The 15,696-nt window shown below is 66.5% G+C and carries 11 protein-coding genes; 3 read left to right on the top strand and 8 right to left on the bottom strand.

Annotated features, from left to right (window positions below; translation table 11 throughout):
* Positions 1 to 190: 190 nt before the first annotated feature.
* The 6 genes from H4O13_13705 to H4O13_13680 all read right to left on the bottom strand — a co-directional run bounded on the left by H4O13_13705 (position 191) and on the right by H4O13_13680 (position 9,605).
* Positions 191 to 925: a hypothetical protein gene (locus H4O13_13705; protein ID MBE5316444.1), complete on the bottom strand. Its 735-nt coding sequence runs from the start codon at positions 923 to 925 to the stop codon at positions 191 to 193.
* Positions 926 to 2,066: 1,141 nt separating this feature from the next.
* Positions 2,067 to 3,392: an ATP-dependent protease ATPase subunit HslU gene (gene hslU, locus H4O13_13700; protein MBE5316443.1), complete on the bottom strand. Its 1,326-nt coding sequence runs from the start codon at positions 3,390 to 3,392 to the stop codon at positions 2,067 to 2,069.
* 204 nt (positions 3,393 to 3,596) lie between these two features.
* Positions 3,597 to 4,130 carry an ATP-dependent protease subunit HslV gene (gene hslV / locus H4O13_13695; protein MBE5316442.1) on the bottom strand — a complete coding sequence of 178 codons (534 nt, stop codon included), beginning with the start codon at positions 4,128 to 4,130 and terminating at the stop codon, positions 3,597 to 3,599.
* Between the two features lie 543 nt (positions 4,131 to 4,673).
* Positions 4,674 to 6,980: a S8 family serine peptidase gene (locus tag H4O13_13690; GenBank protein ID MBE5316441.1), complete on the bottom strand. Its 2,307-nt coding sequence runs from the start codon at positions 6,978 to 6,980 to the stop codon at positions 4,674 to 4,676.
* Positions 6,981 to 7,178: 198 nt separating this feature from the next.
* Entirely contained in the window at positions 7,179 to 9,023 is a 1,845-nt protein-coding gene (rpoD, locus tag H4O13_13685) for an RNA polymerase sigma factor RpoD (protein ID MBE5316440.1), read from the bottom strand.
* A 144-nt stretch (positions 9,024 to 9,167) separates the two neighbouring features.
* On the bottom strand, positions 9,168 to 9,605 hold the full coding sequence (locus H4O13_13680) for a D-tyrosyl-tRNA(Tyr) deacylase (GenBank protein MBE5316439.1): 438 nt from the start codon (positions 9,603 to 9,605) through the stop codon (positions 9,168 to 9,170).
* A 58-nt stretch (positions 9,606 to 9,663) separates the two neighbouring features.
* On the opposite strand from H4O13_13680, the gene H4O13_13675 reads away from it, so the two are divergent.
* The 3 genes from H4O13_13675 to H4O13_13665 all read left to right on the top strand — a co-directional run bounded on the left by H4O13_13675 (position 9,664) and on the right by H4O13_13665 (position 12,826).
* On the top strand, positions 9,664 to 10,605 hold the full coding sequence (locus H4O13_13675) for a lipid A biosynthesis acyltransferase (GenBank protein ID MBE5316438.1): 942 nt from the start codon (positions 9,664 to 9,666) through the stop codon (positions 10,603 to 10,605).
* Positions 10,606 to 10,674: 69 nt separating this feature from the next.
* Entirely contained in the window at positions 10,675 to 11,175 is a 501-nt protein-coding gene (locus H4O13_13670) for a PH domain-containing protein (GenBank protein MBE5316437.1), read from the top strand.
* Positions 11,162 to 12,826, top strand: coding sequence for a PH domain-containing protein (locus H4O13_13665; GenBank protein ID MBE5316436.1), 1,665 nt, complete (start codon positions 11,162 to 11,164; stop codon positions 12,824 to 12,826). Before H4O13_13670 ends, H4O13_13665 begins: the two co-directional genes overlap by 14 nt.
* Position 12,827: 1 nt before the next feature.
* On the opposite strand, the gene H4O13_13660 is transcribed toward H4O13_13665, so the two are convergent.
* Complete coding sequence (locus H4O13_13660) at positions 12,828 to 14,282, bottom strand: potassium transporter (protein ID MBE5316435.1); 1,455 nt, start codon at positions 14,280 to 14,282, stop codon at positions 12,828 to 12,830.
* On the bottom strand, positions 14,279 to 15,655 hold the full coding sequence (gene trkA / locus H4O13_13655; protein MBE5316434.1) for a Trk system potassium transporter TrkA: 1,377 nt from the start codon (positions 15,653 to 15,655) through the stop codon (positions 14,279 to 14,281). The genes H4O13_13660 and trkA overlap by 4 nt, the downstream gene beginning before the upstream one ends.
* Positions 15,656 to 15,696 lie beyond the last annotated feature (41 nt).

The raw sequence follows: 15,696 nt of genomic DNA, 5'->3' as shown, positions 1-15,696 counted from the left end.
TGAAGCGCACCGCCCCTGGTGTCGTGTGCTTCTGAGCCTCCCTGCCCAGACCCTCGCAGCCATCAGACGCCTGCACGGCGCAGGCGGTAGCGCGGTGACCTGCGCTGGGTCTTTTGGCCACTGCGAGTGCGGGCAATGCGCCGGTCTATCGCCTGTGAACGGACCCGCAATGAGTGCATGCAAGAAATCGCTAAGCTACTGAGTGCGGAATCGTCATCTTGAGCTCGCAATCTGCGCGCAGCTCCGCGAGTCTTTGCATCGCTTTGCTGAGCTGGAATTCATGCTCGCTTCTTCTGGAGGCGGACCCAAGAACTCTCCCTGAATCAAGATCCACGATCTTTGAATCGCGCTTGGTCGGAGGCCACGTGCCGATTAGATTTATGGATACCGTGATCTGGTCTGGAGGGAGTTGAGCATGGAAGTCGCAGAACGCGTCATAGATTATGGCTTCGCCGGGGCCGAAATCCACTGTTGTTGATGGGGTTAGATCGAATCTCGCCGAATTGGATTCGTCAACAGCGCATGCCGTCACCGTTTGATATCCCGGGCCCCAGAAGCAGCAGCTAATCAGCGTCTGGTCGTGGTTGTGACCAATCCTGTAGATATTGGCTGCGGCGCGCTTTGCCCAGGCCGGGGTGTTTTCATTCAGTGGGTACCAAACGTTCGCGCGCAGCATCCAGCATGGCGATCGCCAAAGCACGAATGAGGTAACGTCATAAGGGTTTCGATGCTGCTCCTGCATGCCGCTTTCTACGACCTTCAGAGCCCAATTGCCCAAAATATTCCGAGTCAGACAAAGCTGCTGGAGGGCGACAGCAGCGCGTTCATCACCTTCTGGCGATACTCCAATAGGGTAGGTCCCGAAGTCCCTAAGGAACTCGTCTAGCGAAATGGGCGGCAGACTGGTTCGCCCAAACTTCTTCATGGTCGAGATCCCAATCGTTTCCTAGCCCGGGCCTTCAAAAAGAACAAGTCGGTTTCCACGAGAGCAGAAGCCGCTCGATCCAGCGAGTCGCACGGCAGATCCCGCGCGGCGTCCAGGATCGCAGCCAGTCTGTACGGTGTCGAACTCTCAAGGCGTATGCCAGTGGATTGGAGAGTATGGCCGCACACAACGTGAGAAAGATTGGAGCCGCCCAGAAGTCTTGCGTGGAAACTCAGGCTGCGTGAGCCTTCTGGTAATGCCAGCCCGAAGCCCGGCGGGAGAAGAATCCCGCCGCTGAAGTCTGCCCAGTCATGAACTGGAGTCACTCTGATCTGGGTGGTTGGTGCCGAGACTGGACTTGACGATGCGTAAATCGTCGCAGCGGAGAAGAGTGGTTCAAGAAAAAGGTGAGTGCTCGGGAAACTGGATATGAGGAAGTTGTTATCGGCGCTCACCTCAACAAGGCAGATCTCGATCTCGCTGCTTCGGTAAACGGTGAGTCCTGTCCTCAGATCAGCGGATTCCAACGAGGTCTGGTCAAGAAACTGACGCCTGATCGTCTCTTCGGCAATCTGGAACGCAAGTGGGAGAACATCCAGGCCCAACGATCTGGGTGACCTCGCCCTTAGTGCCCCCCGCAGCAACTGGGTTAATCTGCTGTAGTCTTGAGCCGCTTGTTGCATTTACTTTCTAGCTTGGGTCTGCCGAGTATCGAGGCGTCTGCCTGTGGCTTAGAAGCCACTGCAGGCGCCTATTGGGACCTGCAGTGGAAGTGCCTCGTTCAGGCCTCAGCCCGGAACATGAGTGCCGGGCGCTGATCCTGAGGTGGCAGCATCATGTCGTCGAAGTCCGCCAACTCGGTCGATGACTGGTTCTGGGGAGGCATGACTTCTTCGATCTCATTCTGGTTCATTGGTTTTCTCCATGATCGACGGTGGCTCCGTCGTCCCGAAGGCTAATTCACTCTGCACCGGTGTGCAACGGAAGCTTCACGACGGTAGCGCCGGCTGTCGTGAACTGTGCAGGCTGTCTGTCCCGGGAAACCAAATGTGCTGTTGCCCTGCCGCGCCCGGGAGCTTTCCGCCGCCCTTCGATCATCGTCTCGCAGGTGCGCGCGGCTCCTCGCCTGCCCGCAGGCGCCTCAGAGGATGTAGCGGCTCAGGTCCTCGTCCTTCACCAGGGCGCCGAGCTTGGCGTCGACTTCCGCCGCGTCGATGCGCACGGTGTCGCCCTCGCGATCAGGGGCCTCGAAGGCGATCTGGTCGAGCAGGCGCTCCAGCACCGTGTGCAGCCGGCGGGCGCCGATGTTCTCGCTGCGGGCATTGACCTCGTAGGCGATCGCGGCCAGCCGCTCGATGCCGTCGTCGGTGAATTCGAGCTTGACGCCTTCGGTGCCGAGCAGGGCCTGGTACTGGCGGGTGAGCGCGGCCTTGGGCTCGGTGAGAATGCGGCGGAAATCCTCGCGGGTGAGCGCGGTGAGTTCGACGCGGATCGGGAAGCGGCCCTGCAGCTCGGGGATCAAGTCCGAGGGCTTGGCGAGGTGGAAAGCGCCCGAGGCGATGAACAGGATGTGGTCGGTGCGCACCGTGCCGTACTTGGTGTTGACCATCGAGCCTTCGACCAGCGGCAGCAGGTCGCGCTGCACGCCCTCGCGGCTGACGTCGGCGCCGTAACCTTCCGAGCGCTTGGCGACCTTGTCGATCTCGTCGATGAAGACGATGCCGTTCTGCTCGCAGTTCTCGATGGCCTGCTGGCGGACCTCGTCCTCGTTGACGAGTTTCGCGGCCTCTTCTTCGATCAACTGCGGCCAGGCGGCGCGGATCTTGACGGTCTTGCGCTGGGCTTTCTGGCCGCCGATCTGGTTGAACATCTGCCGGATCTGCTGACCCATGTCCTCCATGCCTGGCGGGGTCATGATGTCGAGGCCGAGGTTCTGCTGGGTTTCGATCTCGATCTCGCGCTCGTCCAGCTTGCCCTCGCGCAGCTGCTTGCGCAGCTTCTGGCGAGTGTCGGAGTCGCTGCCGCCCTCATCGGCCATCGGCCAGCCGGAGGGGTCGCGACGGCGCGGCAGCAGGGCGTCGAGGATGCGGTCTTCGGCGCGGTCCTCGGCCTGGCTGCGCACGCGGGTCTTGGCCTGTTCGCGGTGCAGCTTGACGGCCTGGTCGGCGAGGTCGCGGATGATCTGCTCGACGTCCTTGCCGACGTAGCCGACCTCGGTGAAACGCGTGGCTTCGACCTTGACGAAGGGTGCATTGGCGAGTGCTGCGAGCCGGCGCGCAATCTCGGTCTTGCCGACGCCGGTCGGGCCGATCATCAGGATGTTCTTGGGCGTGACTTCATTGCGCAGGCCCTCGTCGAGCTGCATGCGCCGCCAGCGGTTGCGCAGCGCGATCGCGACCGCGCGCTTGGCCGCGTTCTGGCCGACGATGTAGCGGTCGAGTTCCTGGACGATCTCGCGGGGGGTCATGTTCATTGCGCTTCGATCCGTCGTTGCGGTGTGCGTGGAGGCATTGGGAGGCCGGCTGGAGGGGCGGGGTTGAGCGGGGATTGGGGATTCGGGATTCGTGGAAGCGGGCTGCGGCGAGCTTTTGGCTCTGCGCTCTGTCGAATCCCTAATCCCTAATCCCTAATCCCTAATCCCCAATCCCGAGATCCAAACCGAAGCCGCGGGCTACAGCTTCTCCAACACCACGTTGTGGTTGGTATAGATACAAATGTCGCCCGCGATCTTCAGCGCGCGGGTGGCGACTTCGGCGGGCGGCAGGTCGGTGGATTCAAGCAGGGCGCGGGCGGCGGCCAGGGCGAAGGGGCCGCCGGAGCCGATCGCGATCAGGCCACCTTCGGGCTCGATGACATCGCCGTTGCCGCTGATGATCAGCGAGGTTTCGCGGTCGGCGACCGCGAGCAGGGCTTCGAGCTTGCCCAAGCGGCGATCGGTGCGCCAATCCTTGGCCAGTTCGACGGCGGCGCGGATCAGCTGGCCGTGCTTCTCCAGCTTGGCCTCGAAGTGCTCGAACAGGGTGAAGGCATCGGCGGTGGCACCGGCGAAACCGGCCACCACCCGGCCGTCCGCGATGCGTCGCACCTTGCGCGCATTGGCCTTCATGACCGTATTGCCGAGAGTGACCTGGCCGTCGCCGGCGACGACGACGTCACTGCCGCGGCGGACGCTGACGATGGTGGTGGCGTGGAAGCTTTCGCGCATGGTGGCGTGGGCATGCATTGCGGCGCGGACGCGCCCGGAACACCGCTAGCTGGGGGCGTGATGGCCCGCTTGCAAGCGCGACTGCTGTCGGCATCGTCGGCCGAGATGTCGCGATGTCGCAGATCGAAGCGCGCACAGGGCGGGCCCTGGCCCGTCGGAGCCTCAGCTTCGCCTCGGTGGCGGCGCTTGTCGCCGCCTACGCCACTCCGTGCCGAACGCAAGGTGCCGGAACCTGCACATCGAAGCGCTGCGGTGCCCGCGACCGCGACCGCGAACGGCATGCGCGTGGCGGCGTGGGGTCATGGTGAGCCGCGCCGCGCCCTGTGCGTGAGCGCATGCGCTGAATGCTCGACCCTGTCGCCAAGCGCCAAGCGCCAAGCGCCAAGCGCCAAGCGCCAAGCGCCAGGCCCCAACAGCGAACAGCCCGCGCAAGGCAAACCGTCCGCCATGCATCTGGAGCGTCCCTTCATGCGGCGTGGACGACATCGCCCAGGGGCGAGGTGAGCAGGATGCACCAGGCCTCCATCCGCATCGGCCCGCATCTCAGTAGCGGATCGACCAGCTGTCGAGATAGCCGGTGAAGCCCGTGGCCATGTCGGTAACCCTGAGCTTCCACACGCCGCCCGCGGCCTCTGCAGAGAGATCGACGATGTAGGACGCATTCAGATTGCTTGCCGTGCCTCCCGCGCGGTCGTGCAGCAGGTAGGCGCGACCGCCCGGCGCGATCAGGCTCACCTGCAGCTGATTGATCCGGCCGTGCACGATGGCCACGCTGACCACCGTGCCGGCGGCCGCATTGCCGCTTCGGCCGCCGACGGCAATCGTGCTGTCGATGCTGCTGTTGTCGCGGATCGTGAAGTCGTTGGTGTTGGTGTAGGTGGTGGCACCGGCCCGTGGTGGAGGCGGCGGCGGAGGCGGCGGCGGCGGAACGACCACGGGCGGTGGCTGCACCGGTGCGGGGTTGGCCGGGGGTGGGGCGGAATTCGCGCCGGGGAAGCGGATTCTCCATTCGTCGAGGTAGCCCGTGTGGCCGGTTGCGCCATCGACGATGCGCAGCCTCCAGACGCCGCTGGCAAGCGCCGAGCTGGCGTCGATCGTGTAGGTGGTGTCGATGTTTGCGGCGGTTCCGCCGCTCCTGTCGTGCAGGGTGAACACGCGGTTGTCCGGCGACAGCAACTGCACCGTCAGCTGGCTGATGCGGGAATGCCAGAGCTTGACCGAAACCCGGGTGTCGGCAGGCGCAGCACCCGTCCAGCCAGTGATCGGCAGCGAGCTTTCAACGTTCGCGTTGTCACGAATCGAGAGATCGCGCGTGTTGCTGGCGCTGATTTCCAGCTGGCCGGGCGCGGGCGGCGGTGGCGGCGGCGCCGAGACCGGTGGTGGACCGCTGCCGCCCATCGCCGCCCATGCGTTGACAATGCCAGCACCGCAGCCCTCGGGACAGGCCGCGGGCAATGCGCGCGCGGTGGCTCTGAGCTGGGCCTCGACCTGCGCCGGCGTGCGCGTGCTCAGCCCCTGCATCAGCGCCACCACGCCCGCCACGTGGGGAGCGGCCATCGAGGTGCCGTTGTAGCTTGCATAGCTCGCCGAGAGCGGGGTGGAGCTGCCGGTATTCAGGGTCGAAAGAATGTTCTCGCCCGGTGCCGATACATCAATCGACGCACCGTAGTTGGAGAACGCGGCGCGCCCCCCGCTGCGGGTGGTCGCGGCGACCGTGACGACATTGGCGCAGGACGCCGGCACGAACAGCGTTGCGTCGGAGTTGCTGTTGCCCGCCGCCACGACGACGACGCTGCCGCGCGCGACCGCAGCGTCCACGGCCGCCTGCATGGTGGGGCCACAGCCACCCGAGCCGCCCAGGCTCATGTTGATGACCCTGGCCGGGGTCGGGTTGGCGGGCACTCCTGAGACGCTTCCGCCCGAGGCCCAGATGACGGCATCGGCGACATCCGAGAGGCTGCCGCCGCCGCGCCCGAGCACGCGGATCGGCTGGACCCGCGCGCCGAACGCGACGCCGGCGACTCCGCTGCCGTTGTTGCTGACGGCGGCGACCGTGCCGGCAACATGGGTGCCATGCCAGCTTGAGGGTCTGCCGTTGAAGAAGTCGCCTGGATCTGCAGCACTGCTGTCACGTCCGTTGCCGTCGCCGGCGACGGTCGGATCGCTGATGAAGTCGTAGCCGGGCGCGAGGTTCGCATCCAGATCCGGGTGCGCGGTAATGCCGGTGTCCAGCACGGCCACCACAACGCCCGCACCGGTCCCGAGGTTCCAAGCCGCCGGCAGGTTGATGCCGCCGGTCGTCTCGAAGTAGTGCCACTGCTCAGCGTAGCGGCTGTCGTTCGGGGTCAGCGCCGGATGCAGGATGCGATCGGGTTCGACGAACTCGACGCTGGGATCGGACTCCAGCGTTTCGATCAGCCTCAGCGCTGCGTCCGCACTCAGTGCGCGATCGAGGTGCAGCAGCGAACTGCCGGTGGCAGTGCGCCTGCCCTCGGTCAATTCCAGCCCGAGCTTGCGCTCGGTTCGCATCAGCGAGGTCTCGCGCAGGGACTTCTGCAGCGAGGCCGGGCCGCGGAACTTGACGATGAACTGATCGTAGACCTCGGTCGGGGCGACCAGGGGTTGGCCGTAGCCCGCGAACTCTGCGGTCGCGTCCTGTGCGCCCGCTGTCGTGGCCGATAGCGCGAGCATCAGCGAGGCGGTCAGGAGACTCCGCGTCTGGCTGCGTCGGGCGGGGATCGAATGCGATCGGGAGGGCGGCAGGACTGCGTTGGCGTGCATGTGGGCTTGACCGGGACGAATGCCCGTTCCGTGCAAGCCTCGTGCCGGATTCTGTCGGGTGTGAGGCATTGCAGACTTCCGCTGCAATCACGATCGCGCTCACACGGCGCACGCGCGGAGGTTCACGGAAAACCGATGCGCCCTCGTCCGCGGCTCTGACGCGCAACTCCTCTCGCGTCGACAAGCGGACGCGAGTTGAGGGGCCCATAAACGCCCGAGCCCGCGTACGGCGGGCTCGGGGTGCAGCTGGCGGAGGTGTAGCTCAGCTCACTCGATATCGAGGAAGCTGCGCAGCTGCTCCGAACGGCTGGGGTGACGCAGCTTGCGAAGGGCCTTGGCTTCGATCTGGCGGATGCGCTCGCGGGTGACGTCGAACTGTTTGCCGACTTCTTCCAGCGTGTGATCCGTGTTCATGTCAATGCCGAAGCGCATGCGCAGCACCTTGGCCTCGCGCGGGGTCAGGCCCGCCAGCACGTCGCGCACGGTTTCCATGAGGCCGGTGACGGTGGCGTTCTCCATCGGCGACTCGATGCTTGTGTCCTCGATGAAGTCGCCGAGGTGGCTGTCTTCATCATCGCCGATCGGAGTCTCCATCGAGATGGGCTCCTTGGCGATCTTCAGCACCTTGCGGATTTTGTCCTCGGGCATGTCCATCTTCGCCGCCAGCTCTTCCGGCGTGGCCTCGCGGCCCATTTCCTGCAGCATCTGACGGGAAATGCGGTTCAGCTTGTTGATCGTCTCGATCATGTGCACCGGGATGCGGATGGTCCGCGCCTGGTCAGCGATCGAGCGGGTGATGGCCTGGCGGATCCACCACGTGGCGTAGGTCGAGAACTTGTAGCCGCGGCGGTATTCGAACTTGTCGACCGCCTTCATCAGGCCGATGTTGCCTTCCTGGATGAGGTCCAGGAACTGCAGGCCGCGGTTGGTGTACTTCTTGGCGATCGAGATCACGAGGCGCAGATTGGCCTCGACCATCTCTTTCTTCGCCTTGCGCGCCTTGGCCTCGCCGATGGCCATGGTGCGGTTGATTTCCTTGATGTCCGACAGCGACAGCGACAGCGCCTGCTCGAGCGCGGTCATGCGTTCCTGTTCGGCGACGATCTGGTCCTTGACCTCGCGCAGTCCCGAGGACCACTTCTGCTTGCGGCGGATCATCTCGTCCGCCCAGGTCACATCGGTCTCGGCGCCCGGGAAGGTGCGCAGGAAATCCTTGCGCGGCATTTTGGCCTGGCGCACGCAGAGGTCGGTGATGTTGCGCTCGTGGCCGCGGATCTCGCCGATCACGTCGCGCAGCTTGCGCACGAAGCCATCCATCTGCAGCGGATGCAGCTTCAGGCTCATGAAGATCTCGGCCATCTCCTCGCGCAGCTTGATGACCTTCTTGTCGGCCGGGCCGGCCTTGCCGTGGCCCTTCTGGAACTTGCCGTAAAGGCCGCGCAGCTCGTCCATGCGGCGGGCGACTTCGGCCGGGTCCGGGCCGGTGTCGGCCGGGCTGGCGTCGGCGTCTTCTTCGCTGACTTCCTCTTCGTCCTCGTCCTCGACGTCGACGTCGGCGTCGACAACCGCTTCCGGCGGCACATCCTCGACGGCGTCGTTGAAGCCGACCACGATCTCGTTGAGGCGCTTCTTGCCTTCGAGATGCTGGTCGTAATCCTCCAGCAGCATCTGCACCGACCACGGGAAGCTGGCCAGCGCGCCCTGCACCTGCAGGAGGCCTTCCTCGATGCGCTTGGCGATGGCGATTTCGCCTTCGCGGGTCAGCAGCTCAACCGTGCCCATCTCGCGCATGTACATGCGCACGGGGTCGGTGGTGCGGCCGGCTTCGGAATCGAGAGAGGACAGCGCGGCGACGGCTTCTTCGGTGGCGGTGTCGTCATCGGTGCCGCGCGAGCCTTCGGCCAGCAGCAGGGTTTCGGCGTCCGGCGCAACTTCGTGCACCGCGATGCCCATGTCGTTGATCATTCCGATGATGTCTTCGATCTGCTCGGACTCGACGACGTCGTCGGGCAGCAGATCGTTGATCTCGGAATAGGTCAGATAGCCCTGCTCGCGGCCCTTTTGAATGAGCTGCTTGATCTCGGACTGCTGTTCCTGCTTTTCGATGGCCATGCGGCGCCCGGGTTGGATGCGGGTGGAAGTGAACGCGGCAGTATACGCGGCCGAGGGCCTCGCTGCCATGTCAATGAATGAAAAGCGTTTTTGGCTGGGCTGGGGTTCAGGACCGCGGGCGGGCCGGATGCAAGAGCCCTGCCGTCAGCTTTCCAGCCAGAACGTCACCGGCCCGTCGTTCACCAGCGACACCCTCATATGGGCACCGAACTCGCCGGCTTCAACCGTGGGATGGCGCGTGCGCGCCAGCGCCAGCAGTTCATCGAAGCGCTGCCGGCCGAGCGCCGGTGGCGCGGCGGTGCTGAAGCTCGGCCGCAGGCCGCTGTCGGTGTCAGCGGCCAGGGTGAACTGCGGCACCAGCAGCAGGCCGCCACCGGTGTCCTTGAGCGCGAGGTTCATCTTCCCCTCGCTGTCGCTGAAGACGCGATAGCCCAGCAGCTTCTGCAGTAGGCGTTCGACCTGCGCCGGGCCGTCCTGCGGCTGCACGCCAATCAGGGCCAGCAGGCCGGGACCGATGCGTCCGGTGCAGCGCGCATCGACATCGACGCGCGCTTCGGTGACGCGCTGGATCAGGGCGATCATGCGGGGCGTGCCTCGCGCTCGGGCAGGGGTCGCGGACTATCCGCGCTAGACTTCGTGCATGTCCAGCACCCCTGAATCGAGCGGCCGCGATCGCGCGCTCGCTGCCCTGTTGCACGCCCTGATGCGAGTGATCGGCCGCCTGCCGCTGCAGTCCCTGCACGCGATTGGCGCCGCACTGGGTGAGCTTGCGCGGCGCTTCAACAATCGCGAGACCCGTATCGCCCGGCGCAACCTCGAACTCTGCCTGCCGGAACTCGAAGCCGACGCCCGCGAGCGGCTGCTGCGCGAGGTCATGCGCGAGGCGGGACGCACGCTCACTGAAACCTGCCGCCTGTGGACCCGTCCGCAGGCCGACAACCTTGGTCTCATCCGAGAGGTCGTGGGAGAGGAGCTGTTCCGTGCGGCGCTGGCCTCGGGCCGCGGGCTGATCGTGTGCGCGCCGCACCTGGGCAACTGGGAACTGCTGAACCAATACCTCGCCGCACACACGCCGGTCTCGATCGTCTACCGGCCAGCGCGCCAGGGCTTCACCGAGCTGCTGCTGCGGCGCGTGCGTCAGCATCCGGGTGTGAGCCAGGTGCGCGCGGAAGCTTCGGGCGTGCGCCAGCTGTTTCGCGATCTCAAGGCCGGCGGCGTGCTGGGCATCCTGCCCGACCAGCAGCCCAAGCAGGGCGAGGGCGAACACGCGCTGTTCTTCGGCCTGCCGGCGCTCACCATGACCCTCGTCTCTCGCCTCTTGGAGCGCACCGAGGCCGAAGTGCTGTTCGCCTTTGCCGAGCGCCTTCCCGCAGCCGGCGGATTCCGCATGGTCTTTCTGACCGCGCCTTCAGGTATGGCCGGCAGCGATCGTGCCGCGCTGGAGGCGCTGAACCGCGGCGTCGAGGCCTGCGTGCGCCGGGCGATGCCGCAGTACCAGTGGGGCTACAAGCGCTTCAGCATGCAGCCGCACGAGCGGCTCAGCGTCTACGACCACGCGGGCGCGGTCGAGCGCGTCTGGTAGGCGCTGCACGCTGTCACAACCCTGGCGCAATCAGCATCGCGGTGCGCCGAACCCTCGAGGTGCATGTCCATGTCCGAAGCCGTTGAGACCCGCGGTGCGAGTGAACACAGCGAACTCAAGCCGCTGGCGGCGCAGGCGCGGTGGGGCTTCCAGATCGGCTGGGCCGTCGCCGCGCTGGTGCCGCTGCTGCCGATCGGCCTGATCGCGGGAGCGAACGACGTCGAGGGCCTGTCGCTGTTGGCCCTGTTGGCTGCGGTGTTCTTTGCCCTGCAGCTCGCCGCCTTCCTGTTCGCTCGCGCCAGCTACCGACGCACGCGCTACGCGCTGGACTTCGATGGCCTGCTGATCGTGCGCGGGGTGGTCTGGCAGAGCGAAACCCGGGTGCCGCGCTCGCGGGTGCAGCACACCGACATCAATCGCGGCCCGATTGATCGTTGGCTGGGTTTGGCCGAGCTGAAGGTCCACACCGCCGGCACCCGCCTCGCCGCCGTCAGTCTCGGCGGTTTGAGCGAGGACGAGGCGCGGCGCCTGCGCAACGATCTGCTGGGAGAGGACGATGACGCCGTCTGAGCCCGGCCCCCCGACCGAGCCGCCTGCCGTGCGGCCGCCGCCGCTGCCATCCGCCACGGCTGCCAGCGCGAGCGAGCCGGGTGTCGTGCTGGGCGAAGCGGGCGAAGCGGCGATCGCGCGTCTGCGCGCCGAACAGGATCGCCGTCTGCATCCGCTGTCCTGGCTGTTCGTGCTGCTGGGCAGCCTGCGTCAGTTCGCCCTGCCGCTGATCGCCTTCGTGGTGTTCGGCCAGCGCGCCGATGAAGACGATCTGTGGTTCCAGGCCCTGGGCCTTGCGGCGGGCGTGCTGCTCACGCTGGGCGCGGTCGCGCGCTACTACACCTACCGCTTTCGCATCGAGCGCGGCGTGCTGGTGGTGCGCTCGGGCCTGCTGAGCCGCAACCTGCGGCAGATTCCCCTGGCGCGCATCCAGAACGTGGCCCTCAAGCAGGGCCTGCTGCACCGCGCACTGGGCGTGGCGGACGTGCGGCTGGAGTCTGCGGTCGGCGGCGGCACGCCCGAGGCGCAGATGCAGGTGCTGTCGCTGGCCGATGCCGCAGCGCTGGAGGCGGTGGTACAGGCCGCGGGTGCGGTGAACGCACCGTCTGCCGACGAGGCCCAAGGCGATGCGGCGCGGGTCGCCGCGATGCCCGCTGTGGCCAGCGAGGGGCAGACCCTGCTCAGCCTCGACACGGGCGAGCTGGTCAAACTGGGGCTGACCTCGAACCGCGGCCTGGTGCTGGGCGCGGTCGGCTTCGGTGCCTTCACCCAGTTCGGCGGCGAGGGCTTCGGTCGCACGCTCGCCAACACCGCCGAAGCGGGCGTGGAGTACGCGGGCCAGCTGGGCCTCGGCTGGGCGCAGTGGCTGCTGCTCGGCTTCGTTCTGCTGCTGGCTTTTTTGGCCGTGGCGCGGGCGGTGGCGGTACTGCTGGTGGTGCTGCAGTTCCACGGCTTTCGGCTGACCGAGACGGCCGGCAGCCTCGGCGTGGAGCAGGGGCTGCTGACGCGCCTGCGCATGCGCGCCCCGCTGGCCAAGATCCAGCGCTGGACGGTCTTCGACAGCCTGCTGCACCGGGTCTTCGAGCGCCGCAGCGTACGCGTGGAAACCGCGGCGCTGCAGGCCGTCAACGAACAGCAGGCGCTCGCCGAAGTGATCCCGATCGCGCATCCCGAAACGGTGGACGCGCTGATCCAGCGCTGGCTGCCCGAGATCGACTGGGGACGCTGGAACTGGCAGCCCCTGCATCCGCGCGCGTGGCGCCGCGTGCTGTTTCCTTCGCTGCTGCTGATCGCCGGGCTGACGCTGCTGGCGACGCTGCGCTTTGGTCCGTGGGGTCTGCTGCTGCCGCTGGCGCTGCTGCCGCTGGCCGTGCTGAGAGCGCGTGGCCTCGCGAGGCGCTGCGGCTGGGTGCTGACCGACCGCGTGCTGGCCTGGCGCAGCGGCTGGCTGGACCGCCATGTCTCGTTCGCCGAAGTGCATCGCCTGCAGGGCCTGCGGCTCTCGCAGTCGCCCTTCGATCGCCATCACGGCATGGCCACGCTGTATGCCGACACCGCCGGCAGCAGCCCCTTCACCCACCAGCTGGAGCTGCGCTACTTGCCTGAAGCCGAGGCGCGCGCGCTGTTTGCCGAGATCAGCCGGCGCATCGCGCGGCGCCGGCTGCAGTGGTGATTCACTCCCGCCAGAACCCCGGCGTCAGCAGGACCAGCACCGAGAAGACTTCCAGACGGCCCATGATCATCGCCAGGGTGCCCAGCCAAACGGCGGGCGTGGGCGCTTCGGCAAAGGTCACGGCGACCGAGCCCAGACCGGGGCCGGAGTTGGTCAACATGGCGGTGGCGCCACCGAAGGCCGAGACGATATCGAGGCCGCTGGCGTTCATCGCGAGGGTGAAGCCGAACAGGCAGGAGATCCACAGCACGAAAAAGCCGGAGACGGAGATCACCACGCTCTCCGACAGCGGTTTGCCGCCCATCTTCACCAGGAACTTGCCCTTGGGGTGGACCAGCTGGCGCACCTCGCGAAACCCCTGCCGCAGGACGAGCACGATGCGGGCCACCTTGATGCCGCCCGAGGTCGATCCCGAGCAGCCGCCGATGATGGCCACGCAGAGCACCAGCAGCGGGGCCACACCCGGCCAATCGACAAAGCTGGCGGTGGTGAGGCCGGTGGTGGTCATCATCGAGGTGACCTGGAACAGCGCCTGCATGAACGCGGTGCCGGCGCTCTCGTAGGTGCTGCTGAACCACAGGATGGCGGCGACCACCAGGGACACGCCGAAGACGATGCGGAGATAGGCCTTCATCTCCGAGTCCGAGTAGTAGACCGACATGCTGGCGCGTCGCCAGGCCATGAAGTGGAGGGCGAAGTTCATGCCGCCGAGCAGCATGAAGAGGATGGCGATGGCCTCCAGCAGCCGGCTGTCGAAGTGGGCGAAGCTGGCGTCGTAGTTGCCGAATCCGCCGGTGGAGAGCACCGACATGGCATGGCAGATCGCATCGAATGCGTTCATGCCGGCCACCCAGAACATGCCGGCGCATAGCAGGGTCATGCCGGCATAGACCAGCCACAGCGACTTGGCGGTTTCCGCCACGCGCGGGGTGAGCTTGGAGTCGTTGTTCAAACCGGTGCTTTCGGCCCGGAACAGCTGCGTGCCGCCAATCTTGAGCATGGGCAGGATCGCCACCGAGAGGATGACGATGCCCATGCCGCCGACGAAGTGCAGGATCTGCCGGTACAGCAGCACGCTCTTCGGCAGCGCATCGAGCCCGACCATCATGGTGGCGCCGGTGGTCGTCAGGCCGGAGGTCGCTTCGTAGACCGCAGCCGTGAACGACAGGAAGGGCGGCGCGTACATGAACGGCAGCGCCGACACCAGGCTGGCGAAGATCCAGGTGAGCGTGACCACCAGGAAGCCGTCGCGCAGACGCAGCTGATAGTCGACATGGCGCACCGGCAGCCAGACCGAAACGCCGATCAGGAACGACAGCGCAAAGCTGGACAGAAACACATTCGCGGTCGACTCGCCCAGGGCCAGCGCCAGCAGCGCGGGCGGCAGCTTGGAGATCGAGGTCGAAGCGACGATCACCCCCAGCACGCGCAGGATGGCCTTGACCCGCAGGCTCATAGCCAGGTCGCTCCGGCGTGGAACAGCGCCGTCAGCTCGGGCAGACGCTTCTTGTCGGTAAGGAACACGATCAGGTGGTCCTCGGGTTCGATCACCACATCGTGGTGGGCGATGATCAGTTTCTCGCCGCGAACGATGCCGCCGATCGTGGCCGAGTCCGGCAGCTTCAGCTCCTCGATCGCGCGGCCGATGATGCGCGAGGTGCGGGCGTCGCCGCGGGCGACCACCTCGATGGCCTCGGCGGCGCCGCGGCGCAGGCTGTGCACGCGCGCCGGCGCGCCTTCGCGCACGTGCGCCAGCAGCGCGCCCAGGGTGATCTGCTGCGGGCTGATCGCGATATCGATGCTGCTGCCTTCGACGAGGTCCGCATAGGCCGGGCGGTTGATCAGTGACATCACCCGCTGGCAGCCCATGCGCTTGGCCAGCATGGCCGAGAGGATGTTGGCCTCGTCGTCGTTGGTGAGCGCGCAGTAGACGTCGGTCTGGTCGATGTTCTCCTCGCGCAGCAGGTCTTCATCGGCGCAGTCGCCGACCAGCACGATGGAGTTGACCAGGTCTTCGGCGATCTTCTTGGCGCGATCCTTCGAGCGCTCCAGCACCTTGACGCTGAAGCGGCCCTCCAGCGCCTTGGCGAGGTTGCGGCCGATATTGCCGCCGCCGGCGATGAAGACGCGCTTGGCCGGTCGGTCGACGCGGCGCAGCTCGCTCATCACCGTGGTGATGTTCTTGCGGTCGGCGAGAAAGAACACCTCGTCATCGACGTGGATGACCGTGGCCGCGGTGGGCACGATCGGTTTGCCCTTGCGGAAGATGGCGGCGACTCGCGCATCCACGCCGGGCGGCAGATGGTCGCGCAGCTCGCGGATCTCATGTCCCACCAGCTTGCCCTGCTGCACCGCGCGCACCGCCACCAGCTGAGCGCGACCGTCGGCGAAATCCAGCACCTGCAGCGCACCCGGAAACTCGATCAGGCGCTGCACGTGGTGGTAGACCTGCGCCTCCGGGCTGATCGCGACATCCACCGAGGAGCGGTCGCGGCGGATGAACTCGGCGGCGCCGAGGTAGTCGCTTTCGCGCAGGCGAGCGATGCGGGTGGGGGTGCGGAACAGCAGGTCGCAGACGCGACAGGCCACCAGGTTCACTTCATCGCTGCTGGTGACCGCGACCACCAGGTCGGCGTCTTCGGCGCCGGCGTGGCTCAACACCCGCGGCAGGCTGGCGTGGCCCTCAACGGTGCGGATGTCCAGGCGCTCGGCCAGTTCGCGCAGCCGCGCAGCGTCGTTGTCGACGACCGTGATGTCGTTGTTCTCGGTCGACAGCGCTGCGGCGACGGATGAGCCGACCTGGCCCGCCCCGAGGATCAGAATCTTCATGTGTGCCTCATCCCCCTGATGGGCGGAACCTGTCCGTAGCG

Source organism: Lysobacterales bacterium, assembly GCA_014946745.1.
In the GTDB taxonomy this organism is placed as follows: domain Bacteria; phylum Pseudomonadota; class Gammaproteobacteria; order Xanthomonadales; family Xanthomonadaceae; genus Aquimonas.
Note: the sequence above shows the minus strand (reverse complement) of the source record. Positions and strands in the feature narration are given on the sequence as shown.